This window comes from Flavobacterium cheonanense, from assembly GCF_039539185.1.
Classification (GTDB): Bacteria; Bacteroidota; Bacteroidia; order Flavobacteriales; family Flavobacteriaceae; genus Flavobacterium; species Flavobacterium cheonanense.
Genome location: NZ_BAABCT010000004.1, coordinates 225,357 through 243,830 on the forward strand (window position 1 = coordinate 225,357; position 18,474 = coordinate 243,830).

The window sequence follows — 18,474 nt, forward strand, 5'->3', positions numbered from 1 at the left end:
GTTGTTTTTTTGTCTTAATTAACAAAAGCTATGCCACCAATAATAATTATAGGAAAACATAGCTTTTGCATTTTATTTGTATTTAAATTTATTCTTCAGAATCATCTTCAGCATCATCTGCTTCGTCATCTTGATTTTCTACAACATCGTCATCATCAGCATCATCTTCGATAACGGCATTTGGATCGATTTCTAATTCTTCTCCATCAATTGCTACAGCTTCTTCCTCTTCATCTTTCATAACTTTAGTTACAGCTGCAATTGAATCGCTTCCTTTTAAGTTAATCAATCGAACTCCTTGCGTAGCTCTACCCATAACTCTTAATGTAGAAACATCCATTCTGATGGTTAAACCAGATTTGTTGATAATCATTAAATCATCAGCATCGGTAACTGTATTGATAGAAACTAAAGCACCAGTTTTTTCTGTGATATTTAATGTTTTCACACCTTTTCCACCACGATTGGTAATTCTGTAAACTGCTTCTCCTTCGTCTTCTAGTTTGGTTCTTTTTCCGTAACCATTCTCTGTAACTACTAATAACTGAGTTTCATTAATGTTGTTTTCATCAACAGAAACCATTCCGATTACTTCATCTTGATCGTCTCTTAAAGTTATTCCTCTTACACCAGAAGCGGTTCTTCCCATTGGACGAGTTTTAGCTTCTTCAAAACGAACTAACTTACCAGATTTAACAGCAATTAAAACTTGACTTCTTCCGTTAGTCAACTCTGCTCCTAACAATTCATCGTCTTCTTTAATAGTTATAGCTGCAACACCATTAACTCTTGGTTTAGAATATTTCTCTAAGGATGTTTTCTTCACCTGACCTTTTTTAGTAGCCATAATGATGTAATGTTCTTTAATGTAATCAGGATTTTTCAAATCTTGAGTACAAATAAATGCTTTTACTTTATCATCACTTTCGATGTTGATAAGATTTTGAAGCGCACGACCTTTACTTTGTTTATTTCCTTCTGGAATTTCGTAAACACGCATCCAATAACATTTTCCTTTTTGAGTAAAAATCAATAAGTAGTTGTGATTCGTTGCTACAAATAAATGTTCTAAGAAATCTTGATCTCTTGTTCCTGCGCTTTTTTGTCCAACTCCTCCTCTATTTTGAGTTTTGTATTCCGTCAAAGAAGTACGTTTGATGTAACCAGCATGTGATATTGTAATTACCACATTTTCATCGGCTATTAAATCTTCAATACTAACGTCTCCACCAGCATATTCAATTGTAGAACGACGAGCATCGCCATATTTATCTCTAATTTCAACCAACTCCTCTTTAATTAAAGCCATACGCATTTCTTTGCTAGCTAATAATTCTTTCAAATGGTTGATTAATTTCATGATTTCTTCATACTCTGCACGAAGTTTATCTTGCTCAAGACCTGTTAATTGTCTCAAACGCATTTCAACAATAGCACGAGCTTGAATATCTGATAAACTAAATCTTTCAATTAATTTAGTTCTTGCCTCTTCACCATCTTTAGAAGCACGAATTAATGCAATTACTTCATCAATATTGTCTGAAGCAATGATCAAACCTTCTAAAATGTGTGCTCTTTCTTCAGCTTTTCTTAATTCAAATTGCGTTCTTCTAACTACAACATCATGACGGTGCTCTACAAAATAGTGAATCAATTCTTTAAGATTCAACATTTGAGGTCTTCCTTTTACTAATGCAATATTATTTACACTGAAAGACGATTGTAATTGTGTATATTTATATAAGGTATTCAAAACTACATTGGCAACAGCGTCACGTTTTAAAATATAAACGATACGCATACCATTTCTATCCGATTCGTCACGAATATTGGCAATACCTTCAATTTTTTTCTCATTAACCAAGTCAGCTGTTTTCTTAATCATTTCAGCTTTGTTAACTTGGTATGGAATTTCAGTAACAATAATCGATTCTCTTCCGTCAACTTCTTCAAAGCCAACTTTAGCTCGCATTACAATTCTACCTCTTCCTGTTTTGAATGCTTCACGAACGCCTTCATAACCATAAATCACACCACCAGTTGGAAAATCTGGAGCTTTGATATGGTTCATTAATTCGTCAATTTCTATTTCTTCATTGTCGATATAAGCTAATGTTCCGTCAATAACTTCTGTTAAGTTATGAGGCGCCATATTGGTAGCCATACCTACAGCAATTCCTGATGCACCATTTATTAATAAATTTGGAACACGTGTCGGCATTACTGTTGGCTCATATAAAGTATCGTCAAAGTTCAATTTGAAATCAACAGTTTCTTTATCGATATCTGCCATAATGTCTTCCGACATTTTTTTCATTCTTGCTTCAGTATAACGCATTGCAGCTGGACTATCTCCATCAACCGAACCAAAGTTACCTTGACCATCAATTAATAAATAACGTAAACTCCATTCTTGAGCCATACGTACCATTGCATCATATACCGAAGTATCACCGTGTGGATGGTACTTACCTAAAACTTCTCCAACAATTCTTGCGGATTTCTTGTGAGCTCTATTAGAAAAAACTCCTAAATCATACATTCCATAAAGTACTCTTCTGTGTACTGGTTTCAAACCGTCACGTACATCTGGTAATGCTCTTGATACAATAACTGACATCGAATAATCGATGTAAGCTGACTTCATTTCGTCTTCAATGTTAATAGGAATTAACTTTTCTCCGTCAGACATATTTATAAATTTTTAAAATAAATTAATTTAGAATTCAAACGTGCAATATACATCTTTTTGATATTTTTAAAAGCATTTTCAAACACTAATTTCAATGATTTATTAACAAATTTGACTGATAAAATGGTTAATAAATTACCAAATTGTTAGCTTTATATTTAAATATTTTTTTGTCAATTTACTGACAAGTGTTTTACACGGAATGATATTTGTAATAATTCAAGTAATTCACTAAATTTACCTCAATAATACAATTATAGATATGGATGATAATTTTTCTCCAAGAGTTAAAGATGTTATTACCTACAGTAAGGAAGAAGCATTACGTTTAGGCCATGATTTTATTGGTACTGAACACCTTATGCTTGGGATTTTGAGAGATGGAAACGGAAAGGCAATCAATATTTTGAACAATCTTTCTGTTGATTTAGACCATTTACGACGTAAAGTTGAAGTTTTAAGTCCACCAAATCCTAATGCAGAAACTAGCATCGAAAAGAAAAACTTACACTTAACAAGACAAGCAGAACGCGCTTTAAAGACTACTTTTCTTGAAGCAAAAGTTTTTCAAAGCACCTCAATTAGCACGGCACATTTATTGTTGTGTATATTGAGAAACGAAAATGATCCCACAACAAAGCTATTAAATAAGATGAAAATCGATTATGAAATAGCTAAAGAACAATATTTAGATATGACACCAAAAGACGAAGATTTTTTAGAAAATTTACCAAGAAACGAATCGTTCAATGAAGATTCAGGTCAAGATGACAGTATGAAAGGTGATAGTTTTAACACGCCTGCCAACAAATCTAACAAGAAATCTAAAACTCCTGTTTTGGATAACTTTGGTCGTGATTTAACAGAAATGGCAGAAGAAGGAAAACTGGATCCAGTTGTAGGTCGTGAAAAAGAAATTGAAAGAGTTTCTCAAATTCTGAGCCGTAGAAAGAAAAACAATCCTTTATTAATAGGTGAACCTGGAGTTGGTAAATCAGCTATTGCTGAAGGTTTGGCCTTGAGAATTATCCAAAAGAAAGTTTCAAGAATCCTTTTTAATAAAAGAGTTGTAACGCTTGATTTAGCAAGTTTAGTTGCTGGAACAAAATACAGAGGACAATTTGAAGAGCGAATGAAAGCTGTAATGAATGAGTTGGAGAAAAACGACGATATCATTCTATTCATTGACGAAATTCACACTATTGTTGGCGCAGGTGGAGCAACTGGTTCGCTTGATGCTTCTAATATGTTCAAACCTGCTTTAGCTAGAGGCGAAATTCAATGTATTGGAGCTACAACGTTAGATGAATACAGACAATATATTGAAAAAGATGGTGCATTAGAAAGACGTTTCCAAAAAGTAATTGTAGAACCAACTTCGGTTGTAGAAACTATTACTATTTTAAACAACATCAAAAACAAATATGAAGACCATCACAATGTAACTTATACTGATGAAGCTATCGAAGCTTGTGTAAAACTTACTGATAGATATATGTCAGAACGTTTTTTACCAGACAAAGCGATAGACGCTTTAGACGAAGCGGGTTCAAGAGTTCATATTACAAATATTGATGTTCCAAAACAAATTTTGGACTTAGAACGTCAGTTAGAAGAAGTTCGTGAGCTTAAAAATTCGGTAGTAAAAAGACAGAAATATGAAGAAGCAGCTAAACTTCGTGATGATGAAAAGAAATTAGAAAAAGAGCTTGCTATTGCTCAAGAACAATGGGAAGAAGATTCTAAAAACAACCGTATTCAAGTTACAGAAGATAACGTTGCTGATGTAGTTTCTATGATGACAGGAATTCCTGTAAATAGAATTGCTCAAACTGAAAGTAATAAATTAGCTAATTTACCTGAACTACTTCAAGGTAAGGTAATTGGACAAAACGAAGCGGTACTAAAAATTGCTCGTTCTATTCAAAGAAATCGTGCTGGATTGAAAGATCCAAATCGTCCTATTGGTTCGTTTATTTTCTTAGGTTCGACAGGAGTTGGAAAAACACAATTAGCAAAAGTTTTAGCAAAAGAATTATTCGATTCAGAAGATGCGTTAATTCGTATTGATATGAGTGAATACATGGAAAAATTTGCTATTTCTCGTTTAATTGGTGCACCTCCAGGATATGTTGGTTACGAAGAAGGCGGACAATTAACAGAAAAAGTTAGAAGAAAACCGTATTGTGTCGTCCTTTTAGATGAAATTGAAAAAGCACATCCAGATGTTTTCAATATGATGTTACAAGTTCTTGATGATGGTTATTTAACTGATAGTTTAGGTCGTAAAATTGACTTCAAAAATACTATCATTATTATGACTTCTAATGTTGGAGCACGTCAACTGAAAGATTTTGGTCAAGGTGTTGGTTTCGGTACTGCTGCCAAAGTAGCTCAAGCCGATGATCATTCTAAAGGAATTATCGAAAATGCTTTGAAGAAAACTTTTGCACCTGAATTCCTAAACAGAATCGACGATGTAATTGTATTCAATTCATTAGAGAAACACGATATCGATAAAATCATCGAAATCGAATTGAAAAAACTTTATGCTCGTGTAGCTGATTTAGGATATACATTAAATTTATCTGATAAAGCCAAAGCCTACATTGCAGAAAAAGGATTTGATAAACAATTTGGAGCAAGACCATTAAAAAGAGCTATTCAAAAGTATGTTGAAGATACGCTTGCTGAAGAAATTATCACTTCTAAAATCAATTCTGGTGACGAAATTTTTATGGATATCGAAGATGGCGCTGACGAATTGAATGTAAGAGTTCAAAAGAAAGAAGAGCCAAAAAGTTAAAAAATTTAAACCTCAATATTTCAGCCACGAAATACTTGAATTACTCTAAATAATTAGTGAAAATTCCTGTAATTCGTGGCTTAATTTTTTAAATAAAATGCAACAAAACAAAATCATACTAGGTTCAGAAGAATGGTGTTCCTTTCCCGAACTTGGAATTCCAGCAATTAAAGCACGTGTAGATTCAGGTGCAAAAACATCTGCATTACACGCCATAAACATTGCGCCTTTTGTAAAAGAAGGAATCAATTGGGTGAAATTTGACATCAACCCTATTCAAAACAATCTCAAAACCGTTATTCATTGCGAGGCATTGTTAATTGACAAACGAATTGTAAAAAGTTCGAGTGGTTTTCGTGAACAACGTTATGTCATTCAAACCGAAATCAAACTCGGAAATGATTCTTGGAAAATCGAAATGACACTTACTAATCGAGATTCAATGGGATTTAGAATGTTACTTGGACGTGAAGCCATGAGCGGAAGAATTCTAGTTGATCCCGAACAAAAATATCTTTTAGGACAAACCACTATAGAAAACTTAAAAGATTTATATGTCAATGCAATTCCAAATAAAACAGGTTTACGTATTGGTTTATTAGCTAGTAATCCGGAGTTGTACAGCAACAGACGAATAATGGAAGCCGGCGAAATGCGAGGTCATGAAATGCATTTTCTAAACATCAAAGAATGTTATATGAAACTCGATGCCGATACTCCAGAAATTCATTATCGTGGCGGAAAAGTTTTAGATAATTTCGATGCTGTAATTCCTAGAATCCGACCAAGTATTACTTTTTATGGTTGTGCTTTGACTCGACAATTTGAAGCCATGAAGGTTTATTGTTTGAATTCAGCTGCAGCAATAACACAATCACGAGATAAGTTATTTTCATTGCAATTATTACTTAGAAATGGAGTTGATATTCCAACAACCGGATTTGCCAACTCACCATTAGATACCGACGATTTGATAAAAATGGTTGGTGGTTCACCTTTAATTGTAAAATTATTAGAAGGAACTCAAGGAAAAGGAGTCGTTTTAGCCGAAACCAAAAAAGCTGCTGAATCGGTAATTAATGCCTTCAAAAGTTTGAATGCCAATATCTTAGTACAAGAATTTATCAAAGAAGCTAACGGAAAAGATTTGCGATTATTTGTTGTTGATGGAAAAGTAGTTGCTTCAATTCAACGTGAAGCTGCGCCAGGCGAGTTTCGTGCCAACATTCACATGGGCGGAACAGCATCAATTGTGAAACCAACAGCCGATGAAAAAAGAATTGCAATAAAAGCAGCCAAAGCAATGGACTTAAGAGTTGCTGGTGTTGACATTATCCGTTCTTCAAAAGGACCGCTTTTATTGGAAGTAAATTCATCTCCAGGGTTAGAAGGAATTGAAGGTGCAACTAATAAAGATATTGCTGGTGAAATGATTAAAGCGATTGAAAGCAATATTAAGAAGAAGTAAAAAAAATTATGACCAAAAACAGACTTGAAGCCTTCAGTGACGGTGTTTTAGCTATTATAATAACTATCATGGTTTTGGAATTTAAAGTCCCAAATGATACTACATTTGAATCCGTGTTAAAATTATCTCATAAATTTTTGAGTTACATTTTGAGTTTTATTTATGTTGGAATTTATTGGAACAACCACCATCATATGCTTCATACCGTCAAACATGTTAATGGTAAAATTCTTTGGGCAAATTTACATTTACTGTTTTGGTTATCCTTAATTCCCTTTACTACTGCTTGGATTGGTGAGCATCACTTTGCCTCTTTCCCAATGATGCTTTATGGAATTGTATTGTTAATGAACGCTATCGCCTATTTTATTTTACAATATACTATAATTGCAAACCATGGAAAAGACTCCGTTTTATCCAAAGCTTTGGGTAAAGATTTTAAAGGAAAAATTTCCTTAGTTCTCTACATAATCGCAGTAATTTTAACCAAATATTACACTGTAATCTCGGGGATTTTATACATTATCGTTGCCATAATTTGGTTGATTCCAGATAAACGAATTGAAAAGATTCTAGATGAAGAAAATTAAAAACATGAAAACATGAACATTATATCACAAATCATAGTCGGATTTATTGCTTTTATTCACTTATATATTCTTTGGTTGGAAATGTTTGCATGGACAACACGTGCCAAAAAAGTATTCAAAACCATACCCGAAGATCAATTTGAAAAAACCAAAGTCATGGCAGCCAATCAAGGTTTATACAACGGATTTCTAGCTGCAGGATTGATTTGGTCACTCTTTATTTCGGATTCAATTTGGAGTAAAACTGTAGCGTTATTTTTTCTAATTTGCGTTTTAGTTGCAGGAATTTATGGAGCAATGACAGCATCTAAACGAATTTTGTTTGTTCAAGCTGTTCCTGCTGCTTTGGGTATTTTGAGTTTGATTTTATAACAATCAACCTAATTTCTTAATTTCAACATCAAAAAAACCTGCAACCTTCTCTGCTAATTCTTGAGCAATTTTTTCAGATAATTGTCTTTTAATGTAAATATCTTTATTGAATAAATAAAAGTCAAATTGAACAAACCAACCCATACTTAAATTACTTGACTCATAGTTAATTATGATATTTTTTATTTGATGCAAATCAATGATTAATTTAGTATCAATATATAATTTAGTATCCTTTTTTTCAAACAACTTTCTTCCATATTTTCTCCATTCCAAATATGAATTAAGACTGATATAAATAAAAATTAATAAACTGATGAAATAAGTAATAAAAAATTCAAAGAAGTCGATGGAGTTCCATTTTACAAAAAACAAAATTGAAATGAAAAATAGAACTATGAAACCAACTTTTACTATAGTCAAGGTTTTATCAAATGGAAACTTGATATAAAGTTTATTTTCGTCTTGTATTGTTGTAAAATTTTTCAAATTACTCCTCCAAATCAATCAAAAAAGTATTCAAAAACGCTACCGATTTTTCAATATCATAATGTAGAATTCTATCTTCTTTTACAAATGGAACTTCTTCACGATACGATTTTAAGAACATTTCTATAAAAGCACTTGATTGTAAAGGTCTTCTAAATTCAATAGCTTGCGAAGCATTCATCAATTCAATTGCCAAAATGCGCTCTAAATTCTCCATGATTTTCAAGCATTTAGTTGCAGCATTTGCTCCCATCGAAACGTGATCTTCTTGTCCGTTACTAGATACAATACTGTCAATACTCGCAGGTGTTGCCAATTGTTTGTTCTGACTAGCGATACTAGCAGCTGTATATTGTGGAATCATAAAACCAGAATTCAAACCAGGATTATCCACTAAAAATGCCGGCAAACCACGCAAACCTGAAATCAATTGATACGTTCTTCTTTCCGAAATACTTCCAAGTTCTGATAAAGCAATCGCAAGAAAATCTAAAGCTAAAGCTAAAGGTTGACCATGAAAATTTCCACCTGAAATAATCACATCTTCACCCACAAAAATATTTGGATTATCAGTAACCGAATTGATTTCTGTCTTAAAAACTTTCTTTACATAATCAATCGTATCTTTTGAAGCACCATGTACTTGAGGAATACAACGGAATGAATAAGGATCTTGAACGTGTTGTTTTTCTTGAGCAATAATTTGACTGTCTTCCAACAATTCTGTCATACGTTTAGCAGTCACAATTTGTCCTTTATGCGGACGAACATAATGTATCAATTCATTAAAAGGCTCGATTCTTCCATCAAATCCTTCCAATGAAATTGCCGAAATCACATCAGCCAAATACGAAAACTTCATCGCTTTTAGCAAAATATAACTTCCGTACGAACTCATAAATTGTGTTCCATTTAGCAAAGCCAAACCTTCTTTAGATTGCAAAACGATTGGTTTCCAACCCATTTTATCCAAAACCTTTTTTGCTGGTTGACGAAATCCTTCATAATTCACTTCGCCTTCACCTAACAATGGCAATGACAAATGAGCCAAAGGAGCCAAATCGCCACTTGCACCAAGCGAACCTTGAGTATAAATTACAGGCAAAATATCATTGTTATAGAAATCAACCAAACGTTCTACAGTTTGCAATTGAACTCCCGAATTTCCATAACTCAAACTCTGAATTTTAAGCAACAACATGATTTTCACTATCTCTTGTGGCACTTCATCTCCAGTTCCACAAGCATGTGACTTCACTAAGTTTTCTTGAAGTTGCGATAAGTTTTCATCAGATATAATCACATTACATAACGAGCCAAAACCAGTATTGATTCCGTAAATTGGTTTGTCGTGCGAAGCCATTTTCTTATCCAAATACTCACGGCATTTTTGAATATTGATTTTAGCTTCTTCCGATAAGGCAATTGGTTTATGTTGTGATATAATCTCTTGCAAAGTCTCTAATTGCAACACTTCCGAACTGATGTAATGCGAATGCTCCATTTTTGAATGTAATTTGAGTTCAAAATTCAACAAACAATTGTTAAAATACAACTATTTTAACTTCTATTTTATTATCAAATCAATAATTTTTAGCTTTTATAACGATTCAAATAATTTATTTCAAATGCGATAACGATGTAAAATTGTGATATTCATAAAAATACAAACAACATTTTTTTGATTAACAAAAAATACTACTTTTGAAATGTATGATGAACAAGAAAAATAATATCACTTCACTTTTCACAACCACTACTTCGGTTGCGACTTTTGTTGGCACAACATCTACAACAACTACAACCCCATTTGGGGTATAATTTTCACATATAATAATGTTTCATGTACTTTCGTTTGAAAGAAGGAAAATCGTGGATAAATCACAAAAAACAAATATAAAATCCCAAATAACAAATTCTAACACTAAATAATTAGAATTTGGACACGAGCGTCAGCGAACTGGCGTAGCAATTTAAAATATTGGAATTTAAAACTATGATAACACTAAAATTCGGCGGTACTTCTGTAGCAAATGCCCAAAACATAAAACTCGTAATCGAAATTGTCAATCAAAAAGCCAAGGAAAATAAACTTGCTGTAGTTGTTTCTGCATTGAGTGGCGTGACTGACATGCTTATCAATGCTTCCAAAAAAGCTGCTTTAAAAGACGAATCGTATAAAAATACAATAGACGAAATCAAGCAGAAACATTTTGATGCTATTGCTGATTTGGTTGATAATTCAAATCAAAATCAATTGCTAATCAAGATAAATAGTCAAATTAATCAACTGCAAACCTTGCTTGATGGCTGTTTTCTTTTGGGCGAATTATCTCCAAGAACTGCTGATGCTATTGCAAGTTTTGGTGAACTTTTATCATCACAAATTATTGCTACAGCTTTGCAGCAAACAATTCCGAATAGTACTTTCAAAGACAGTCGTGAATTGATCAAAACCAATTCTAACTTCGGAAAAGCTTCTGTTGATTTTGAATTAACAAATAAATTAATTGCCGATTATTTTGGTTCCAATAAATCGCAAGTCGTTCTTTTACCAGGTTTTATTGCTTCTGATGAACTTGAAAACACAACTACTCTAGGTCGTGGTGGTTCTGATTACACAGCTGCTATAATTGCCAATGGAACTAAATCAAACGCTTTAGAAATTTGGACCGATGTGAATGGAATGTTTACAGCCAATCCAAAAATTGTAAAACAAGCGCAACCTATTGAATCGATTTCCTACCAAGAAGCTATGGAATTATCGCATTTTGGTGCTAAAGTGTTGTATCCACCAACAATTCAACCGGTTTTGAATTCGCAGATTCCAATTTGGATTAAAAATACTTTTGAACCTCAAGCTTTTGGAACTTATATTTCAAATGAAAATCAAGCTTCCAACAACCCAATAAAAGGAATTTCGCATATTGATAAAATTGCATTATTAACTTTGGAAGGTTCAGGAATGATTGGTGTTGCAGGTTCTTCTAAACGCTTGTTTTCGGTGCTTTCGCAAAATAACATCAACGTAATTTTTATCACACAAGCATCTTCAGAACATTCAATTTGTATCGGAATTCAAAATCAAGATGCCGATTTGGCAAAAAAAGCAATTGAAACAGAATTCCAATTAGAAATTAGTCAAAACAAAATTGATCCTTGTATTGTTGAAAAAGACTTGTGTATTGTAGCTTTAGTTGGTGAAAACATGAAGAATCACCAAGGATTGAGTGGTAAAATGTTTAGCACTCTAGGAAAAAATAACGTAAATATTCGTGCAATTGCTCAAGGTGCTTCCGAAAGAAATATATCGGTAGTAATCAACGAAAAAGATGTCAAAAAAGCTCTGAATACGCTTCACGAACGCTTCTTTGAAGACAATACCAAACAGCTGAATTTATTCGTCATGGGCGTTGGAAATGTAGGTGAAAAATTCATCGACCAAATCAACCAACAGAAAAAATTCTTAAAAGAAAATCTAAAGATAAATGTTCGAGTAATTGCACTTTCAAATTCTCGTAAAATGATTTTCGACGAAGATGGAATGAACTTAAAAGATTGGAAATCATTATTACAAAACGGAGAAAATGCAAACGTTTCCGAATTTATTGCAAAGGCAAAAAGTTTGAATTTACGCAACAGTATTTTTGTAGATATTACTGCCAATTACGACATTGCTTCGATTTACGACCAATTTTTAAAACAAAATATTGCGGTCGTTACTTGTAACAAAATTGCATGTTCTTCTAAATTTGATAATTACAAATACTTAAAATCTTTATCTAGAAAATACAACGCTCCTTTCCTATTTGAAACCAATGTTGGGGCAGGTTTACCAATTATTGATACACTTAAACATTTGATTGCTTCAGGTGATAAAGTCAATAGAATCAATGCAGTCTTATCAGGAAGTTTAAATTTTATTTTTAACAATTTTAGTGATTCCTATAACTTTCATGACGTTGTAAAAGAAGCTGGAGTACAAGGTTTTACAGAACCTGATCCAAAAATTGATTTAAGTGGTGTTGATGTGGCAAGAAAAATTCTAATTCTAATTCGCGAAAGCGGTTACGAAATGGAAATGGAACATATCGAAAACAATTGCTTTTTACCACAAGAATGTATGGAAACTACTAATAATGAAGATTTCTTCAAATCGCTAACCAAACATTCAAGTCATTTTGAAAACCTTTTAGCCGAAGCAAAATCAAAAGATTCTCGATTAAAATTCGTAGCTTCGTTTGATAACGGAAAAGCAAGCGTTGGTTTACAATTTATTCCGAAAGAAAGTCCGTTTTACAATTTGGAAGGAAAAGACAATATCGTCGAACTTTACACTGATAGATACATCGACCAACCATTAATAATAAAAGGTGCTGGTGCTGGAGCAGCCGTTACCGCATCTGGAATTTTTGCCGATGTAATTCGAATTGGAAATGTTTAAAAAAACACGAATTTCACAAATTTAATTCGTGAAATAAATAGACATGAAGAAATTCGTGTAAATTCGTGAAATTCGTGTGGAAAAATAAAAATATGAACGAAATAAAAATATTCTGTCCGGCAACAATCGCCAATCTTAATTGCGGATTTGACGTTTTAGGTCTTTGTCTAGAAGGAATTGGTGACGAAATGATTATTAGAAAATCAGCTGAAAAAGGCATTAGAATTACCAAAATAACAGGTGCCGATTTACCGACAGAAACCGAAAAAAATGTGGCCGGTGTTGCTGCTTTAGCTATTATAAAAAATATGGAAATTGATTTTGGTTTCGAAATAGAAATCCATAAAAAAATCAAAGCTGGAAGTGGTATTGGAAGTTCTTCTGCAAGTGCTGCTGGAGCCGTTTTTGGAATTAATGAATTGCTTGGCAAACCATTTTCAAAACACAAATTAGTAGATTTAGCTATGAAAGGTGAAGCCATTGCAAGTGGTTGTGAACATGCAGACAACGTTGCTCCTTGCCTACTTGGTGGTTTTACTTTAGTCAGAGGTTACAATCCGTTGGATGTGATTCGAATAGAAAGTCCGAATGAACTTTACGCTGTAGTTTTGCATCCGCATATTGAGATAAAAACGGCTGATGCTCGTGCCGTATTACAACCCATGATTCCACTAAAAGATGCTATTACACAGACAGGAAATCTAGGTGGATTAATTGCTGGTTTATACACTTCTGATTATGATTTAATTGGTCGTTCGCTAAAAGATGTAATCATCGAACCTTTGCGCAAACATTTAATTCCTAATTTTGATGAAGTGAAAAATTCAGCAATACTAAATGGTGCTTTAGGTTCAGGAATTTCTGGTGCTGGACCATCGATTTTCGCACTTTGCAAAGGTCAAGATAAAGCCGAAAAAGTAGCCTATGCCATGAGTGAAAGCTATCAAAATACAGGAATTGCATTTGATATGCACATTTCAAGAATTAATCAAAATGGTGTTGATATAATTACTAATTAAAAATTACGAATTACGAATTAAAAAAAACTGTGGAAATCTGTGTTTGCGAAGCATCCGTTTCATCCGCGTTCCAATAATATGAAGTATTACAGTTTAAACAATAAAGCAATCAAAGTTTCTTTTCAAGAAGCCGTTATTCAAGGACTTGCACCTGACAAAGGATTGTATTTTCCTGAAACAATTAGTCAATTGCCACAATCTTTTTTTGAGAATATTGAAAGCTTATCCAATGAAGAAGTTGCGTTAAATGCCATAAAACAATTTGTAGGCGACGAAATTCCAGAAACCGAATTAAAACAAATCATTTCGGAAACCTTGTCGTTTGATTTTCCTCTGATTCAAGTAGAAGAAAATGTCTATTCGTTAGAATTATTTCATGGTCCGACAATGGCTTTTAAAGATGTTGGTGCTCGATTTATGTCAAGATGTTTGGCGTATTTTAATCGTGATAATGATCAGAAAAATACCGTTTTAGTAGCAACTTCTGGCGATACTGGTGGTGCCGTTGCAAGCGGATTTCTTGGTGTAAAAGGCGTTGAAGTGGTGATTCTTTATCCGTCAGGAAAAGTTAGTGATATTCAAGAACGACAATTGACTACTTTGGGACAAAACATCACGGCTTTAGAAGTTGACGGTGTTTTTGACGATTGCCAAGATATGGTCAAAAAAGCGTTTTTAGATGCTGATTTGAATCATAAAAACCTTACGTCAGCAAATTCTATAAACATTGCTCGTTGGCTACCACAAATGTTTTATTTCTTCTTTGCTTATAAAGAATTAAAGAAGTTCAACAAACCTTTAATCGTGTCTTGTCCAAGTGGAAATTTCGGAAATATTTGCGCTGGAATTATGGCTAAAAAATTAGGTTTGCCTCTAACCCATTTTGTAGCTTCAACAAATGCCAATGATACGATTCCAAGATTTTTAGAAAATGGAATTTATGACGCAAAGTCTTCTATTTCAACAATTTCAAACGCAATGGATGTTGGAAATCCAAGTAACTTCTTTCGAATTCAAGAAATGTATAACAATGATTTATCTGAATTTGAAAAGGATTTTTCTTCTTATTCTTACACTGATGAAGAAACCAAACTTGCTATGAAAAACATTTATGCCAATTCAAGATACATTGCCGAACCTCATGGTGCTGTTGGTTATTTAGGTTTAAAAAAGGAATTAGAAAAACAACCAAACTCAATTGGTTTCTTCCTTGAAACAGCACATCCTATCAAGTTTTTGGATGTTGTTAAACCTGTTTTGAATGTCAAATTAGAAATTCCAAAACAGATTGAAAGTGTTTTAGGAAAAGAAAAAGTTAGTATTAAAATTAAATCGTTTGATGATTTAAAAGATTTTTTAAACCATAAATAGTTATGAATATTCAATTAGAAAATGAGATTTTTTCAATTTCAATAAATACTAAAGGTGCTGAATTAAATTCTTTTAAAAATCAATTAGTTAACAAAGAATATATTTGGGAAGGCAATCCAGAATTTTGGGGTAAACATTCACCTATTTTATTCCCTATTGTAGGAGGATTAAAAAACGATTCTTATTATTATAATGATAAAAAGTATAATTTATCAAGACATGGTTTTGCGAGAGATTTTGAATTTGAAATTATAGAAAAAACCGATGTAAGTGCAACTTTTTCTTTAAAAGAAAATGATGAAACATTACAGAAATATCCATTTCAATTTGAGCTCCAAATAAAATATGTATTAACTGAAAATAAATTAGTCATTATTGATCATATTAAAAACAACTCTAAGGCAGAAATGCCTTTTAATATTGGAGCACATCCAGGATTTGCTCTACCAAAAAACTTTACTAACTATAGTTTAGAATTTGAAAAACAAGAAGAATTAATAACTCATGAATTGGAAAACAATTTATTCTCTGGTGCTACTCGTACTATTGCACTTGAGAAAGCCAATTTACCATTAAATTATTCTCTTTTTGAAAAAGATGCTTTAGTTTTTAAAACATTGGAATCAAAATCAGTTAAAATTTTGAAAAATGGAAATCCGTTTTTGAAGGTGAATTATGAAGATTTTAGCAGTTTAGGAATTTGGACTGTCAAAAACGCATCATTTATTTGCATCGAACCTTGGATTGGTTTTGCTGATGAAGCTTCTAGTAATGGAAATTTATTCGATAAAAAAAACATACAAATTTTGGAAGAAAATTCAAGTTTTGAAGTTTCGTTTTCTATTGAAATTTTATAATTTTTTAAATGGTATTTAAACAACTTATTTAGGTAATTGTGTAAAAGTTTATTCAAATTAAATGAAGAATTTTGCAAAAACCTGAACTTATGAAATCTAATATTCTTCTTTTAACAATAATTTCAATTGTAACTTTAATTTCTTGCAAACAAAACAGAACTTCGGTACATCAAACAAAAGAGATTGTTAGAAAACAACCCAAAGTAGTTTCTTATACAATGGAAAACACTAAAATGTGGTTGAAACAAAATGCAACTGACAGCTCAAAAATCGAAATTGTAGCTGCTATAAATCGAACTGATAAAGCAAATTTATCAAAACTTGATTACCTTCTGATTCCAAGTGATTTTGATGGTGATGTGGTTTATTATTTGCCATTTCCATTAAAAGTTGATTATTTGAAAGACGTTGCTAAAGTTTTAATTTTTTCTTATCCAACACAAACATTTGGTGCGTATGAAAACGGAGTCCTAACCTATTCTGGACCAACCAATATGGGTAGAAAAAAAGACAAAACACCTTTAGGATTGTTTTATACCAATTGGAAAGCTGAACAAACAACAAGCACTTTCGACGACGAATGGGAATTAAAATGGAATTTCAATATCGAAAATAAACTGGGTGTTGGCTTCCATGAATACAGTTTACCTGGCTTACCTGTTTCACATTCTTGTTTGCGATTGTTACAAAAAGATGCTAAGTTCCTTTATGAATGGGCAGATCAATGGATTTTGGATGGTAAAGAAGAGCTTAAAGTTAAAGGAACTCCAGTTATTGTATTTGGAAATTATGCTTATGATGAACCAAAACCTTGGCTACAATTGGTGCAAAATCCAAAAATAATATCTATTTCAGCAGATGAAATTGAAAAGCAAACCACTCCATTTCTAAAAGAAATTTTAGAACAACAGAAAATTAGAGCAGATTTTACAGAAACCGCTACAAAATAAATTTAATTTTCTAAACTCAGAAACGCCTTTCCTAAATATCCAATAATATCACTAGCAACAAACGCTTGATGACTCATCTCGGGTGCAGCAATATCAGCAGTTAATCCGTGAAGGTAAACACCTAAAATTGCAGCGTTTTTTGGATCGTAGTTTTGAGCAAGTAAACTAGTAATAATTCCTGTTAAAACATCGCCGCTACCTGCTGTTGCTAGAGCTTGATTTCCTGTAGTGTTTTGGTAAATTTCTGAATGGAAAATTACTAAAGTTGGCGCACCTTTTACAACAACAACCAAATCATGTTCCAAGGAAAACTGGATGATTTTTTCCAACTTTTCTTCTTCAGATTGCCATGTTCCAATTAATCTTTCGAGTTCTTTTTTATGTGGCGTTAAAATGGTTTTTGGTGGTAAAAGCGAAAACCATTTTTTGTTTTTTGACAAAATATTCAATCCGTCAGCATCCACAACCAAGTTGGTTTTGTTGTTAAGTAAAAAATGGTAAAATGCCTTTTCGGTTAGTACATCTTGCCCTATTCCCATACCAATTCCAATGGCGTCTGGTTCAAAATTATAGTTGATATTTGAAAGAACCTTTTCATTTTCATCTGTCAAAACCATCGCTTCTGAAAATGCAATTTGAACAATTTCATAACCACATTTAGGCACAAACGCTGTAACCAAACCACAACCCGATTTCAAAGCAGCTTTACTCGACAAACACACCGAACCCATTTTGCCATAACTGCCACCAATCTATAGTGCGTGACCTTGAATTCCTTTGTGAGTGTCTTTTGCTATTGGTTTGTAAATGTCTAAAATAAAAACTTTGTTTACTTTAATCATGCTATCTATTCTTTACATAAAGTTACTCAAAAAATTGACTTATTCCTAATGGAAACCATCATTTATTTTATTAAATTAGCCTTGATAAAACATTATAATTACTATGCTCAAAAACTTTTTAGCAATTCTATTACTATACTTGTTTGCTTTGACTAATGCTTTGGCACAAACGACTTCTAAAACGGAATTAGCAGCACCAATCTATACCTTGTATTTTCCAACCAATCAATGGGAAGTAAGCACTGAAAACATTACTTTTTTGGATAGCTACGTAATTAATAAGTTTAAAATAGAAAAAACTTCAAAACTCATCGTTTACCTTGAAGGACACAGCGATGATGTAGGAACTGAAATAGACAATCTTGAACTTTCTAAAAAAAGAGTTCAAGCTGTAGCCGATTATCTTATTAGCAAAGGAATTACAACTGACCAAATACAAATAAGTTATTTTGGTGAAACGAAACCTGAAACAAGAAAAATCACTATTTCTAAAAAGCTAAAAGACATTCGTTACGCCAATAGAAGAGTTGTCATTAGAATTGAAAAAGTTCTTTAGTAATAAATAATCATGATG

14 protein-coding genes are annotated in these 18,474 nt (G+C 32.7%); 10 read left to right on the top strand and 4 right to left on the bottom strand.

The features are described from left to right. Nucleotides 1-88: 88 nt before the first annotated feature. The gene (gene gyrA / locus ABD766_RS09450) at nucleotides 89-2,692 is read right to left on the bottom strand and encodes a DNA gyrase subunit A (protein ID WP_344816444.1); all 2,604 of its coding nucleotides are present in this window, start codon (nucleotides 2,690-2,692) and stop codon (nucleotides 89-91) included. A gap of 262 nt (nucleotides 2,693-2,954) precedes the next feature. Between gyrA and ABD766_RS09455 the strand changes: the two genes are divergently transcribed. From ABD766_RS09455 to ABD766_RS09470, 4 genes are all read left to right on the top strand, one after another. Further along, complete coding sequence (locus ABD766_RS09455) at nucleotides 2,955-5,498, top strand: ATP-dependent Clp protease ATP-binding subunit (RefSeq protein WP_344816446.1); 2,544 nt, start codon at nucleotides 2,955-2,957, stop codon at nucleotides 5,496-5,498. Nucleotides 5,499-5,595: 97 nt separating this feature from the next. Beyond that, the gene (rimK, locus tag ABD766_RS09460) at nucleotides 5,596-6,966 is read left to right on the top strand and encodes a 30S ribosomal protein S6--L-glutamate ligase (protein ID WP_344816447.1); all 1,371 of its coding nucleotides are present in this window, start codon (nucleotides 5,596-5,598) and stop codon (nucleotides 6,964-6,966) included. An 8-nt stretch (nucleotides 6,967-6,974) separates the two neighbouring features. Further along, entirely contained in the window at nucleotides 6,975-7,556 is a 582-nt protein-coding gene (locus tag ABD766_RS09465) for a TMEM175 family protein (RefSeq protein WP_344816449.1), read from the top strand. Nucleotides 7,557-7,568: 12 nt separating this feature from the next. Continuing rightward, entirely contained in the window at nucleotides 7,569-7,928 is a 360-nt protein-coding gene (locus ABD766_RS09470; protein ID WP_344816450.1) for a DUF1304 domain-containing protein, read from the top strand. Between the two features lie 3 nt (nucleotides 7,929-7,931). Here the strand turns inward: ABD766_RS09470 and ABD766_RS09475 are convergent, their stop codons facing one another. After that, entirely contained in the window at nucleotides 7,932-8,417 is a 486-nt protein-coding gene (locus ABD766_RS09475; RefSeq protein ID WP_344816451.1) for a hypothetical protein, read from the bottom strand. A gap of 1 nt (nucleotide 8,418) precedes the next feature. Beyond that, nucleotides 8,419-9,921 (bottom strand): histidine ammonia-lyase, encoded by a 1,503-nt coding sequence (gene hutH, locus ABD766_RS09480; protein ID WP_344816452.1) that lies wholly within the window; start codon nucleotides 9,919-9,921, stop codon nucleotides 8,419-8,421. Nucleotides 9,922-10,413: 492 nt separating this feature from the next. Here hutH and thrA point away from each other — a divergent pair, with 492 nt between their 5' ends. From thrA to ABD766_RS09505, 5 genes are all read left to right on the top strand, one after another. After that, nucleotides 10,414-12,861 carry a bifunctional aspartate kinase/homoserine dehydrogenase I gene (gene thrA / locus ABD766_RS09485; protein ID WP_344816453.1) on the top strand — a complete coding sequence of 816 codons (2,448 nt, stop codon included), beginning with the start codon at nucleotides 10,414-10,416 and terminating at the stop codon, nucleotides 12,859-12,861. Between the two features lie 92 nt (nucleotides 12,862-12,953). Further along, nucleotides 12,954-13,880 carry a homoserine kinase gene (locus ABD766_RS09490; protein ID WP_344816454.1) on the top strand — a complete coding sequence of 309 codons (927 nt, stop codon included), beginning with the start codon at nucleotides 12,954-12,956 and terminating at the stop codon, nucleotides 13,878-13,880. 78 nt (nucleotides 13,881-13,958) lie between these two features. Next, nucleotides 13,959-15,251: a threonine synthase gene (gene thrC, locus ABD766_RS09495; protein ID WP_344816455.1), complete on the top strand. Its 1,293-nt coding sequence runs from the start codon at nucleotides 13,959-13,961 to the stop codon at nucleotides 15,249-15,251. Between the two features lie 2 nt (nucleotides 15,252-15,253). Next, nucleotides 15,254-16,108 carry an aldose 1-epimerase family protein gene (locus ABD766_RS09500; protein ID WP_344816456.1) on the top strand — a complete coding sequence of 285 codons (855 nt, stop codon included), beginning with the start codon at nucleotides 15,254-15,256 and terminating at the stop codon, nucleotides 16,106-16,108. 89 nt (nucleotides 16,109-16,197) lie between these two features. Beyond that, nucleotides 16,198-17,058: a L,D-transpeptidase gene (locus ABD766_RS09505; protein WP_344816457.1), complete on the top strand. Its 861-nt coding sequence runs from the start codon at nucleotides 16,198-16,200 to the stop codon at nucleotides 17,056-17,058. A gap of 2 nt (nucleotides 17,059-17,060) precedes the next feature. Here ABD766_RS09505 and ABD766_RS09510 read toward each other — a convergent pair whose 3' ends face one another. After that, the gene (locus ABD766_RS09510; protein ID WP_344816497.1) at nucleotides 17,061-17,810 is read right to left on the bottom strand and encodes an NAD(P)H-hydrate dehydratase; all 750 of its coding nucleotides are present in this window, start codon (nucleotides 17,808-17,810) and stop codon (nucleotides 17,061-17,063) included. Nucleotides 17,811-18,003: 193 nt separating this feature from the next. On the opposite strand from ABD766_RS09510, the gene ABD766_RS09515 reads away from it, so the two are divergent. Beyond that, nucleotides 18,004-18,456 (top strand): OmpA family protein, encoded by a 453-nt coding sequence (locus tag ABD766_RS09515; RefSeq protein ID WP_344816458.1) that lies wholly within the window; start codon nucleotides 18,004-18,006, stop codon nucleotides 18,454-18,456. The last annotated feature ends 18 nt before the right edge of the window (nucleotides 18,457-18,474 follow it).

Bases quoted from the DNA above. Each gene is read 5' to 3' on its own strand.
- gyrA (WP_344816444.1), bottom strand. From the start codon at position 2,692: ATGTCTGACGGAGAAAAGTTAATTCCTATTAACATTGAAGACGAAATG.
- ABD766_RS09455 (WP_344816446.1), top strand. From the start codon at position 2,955: ATGGATGATAATTTTTCTCCAAGAGTTAAAGATGTTATTACCTACAGT.
- rimK (WP_344816447.1), top strand. From the start codon at position 5,596: ATGCAACAAAACAAAATCATACTAGGTTCAGAAGAATGGTGTTCCTTT.
- ABD766_RS09465 (WP_344816449.1), top strand. From the start codon at position 6,975: ATGACCAAAAACAGACTTGAAGCCTTCAGTGACGGTGTTTTAGCTATT.
- ABD766_RS09470 (WP_344816450.1), top strand. From the start codon at position 7,569: ATGAACATTATATCACAAATCATAGTCGGATTTATTGCTTTTATTCAC.
- hutH (WP_344816452.1), bottom strand. From the start codon at position 9,921: ATGGAGCATTCGCATTACATCAGTTCGGAAGTGTTGCAATTAGAGACT.
- thrA (WP_344816453.1), top strand. From the start codon at position 10,414: ATGATAACACTAAAATTCGGCGGTACTTCTGTAGCAAATGCCCAAAAC.
- ABD766_RS09490 (WP_344816454.1), top strand. From the start codon at position 12,954: ATGAACGAAATAAAAATATTCTGTCCGGCAACAATCGCCAATCTTAAT.
- thrC (WP_344816455.1), top strand. From the start codon at position 13,959: ATGAAGTATTACAGTTTAAACAATAAAGCAATCAAAGTTTCTTTTCAA.
- ABD766_RS09500 (WP_344816456.1), top strand. From the start codon at position 15,254: ATGAATATTCAATTAGAAAATGAGATTTTTTCAATTTCAATAAATACT.
- ABD766_RS09505 (WP_344816457.1), top strand. From the start codon at position 16,198: ATGAAATCTAATATTCTTCTTTTAACAATAATTTCAATTGTAACTTTA.
- ABD766_RS09515 (WP_344816458.1), top strand. From the start codon at position 18,004: ATGCTCAAAAACTTTTTAGCAATTCTATTACTATACTTGTTTGCTTTG.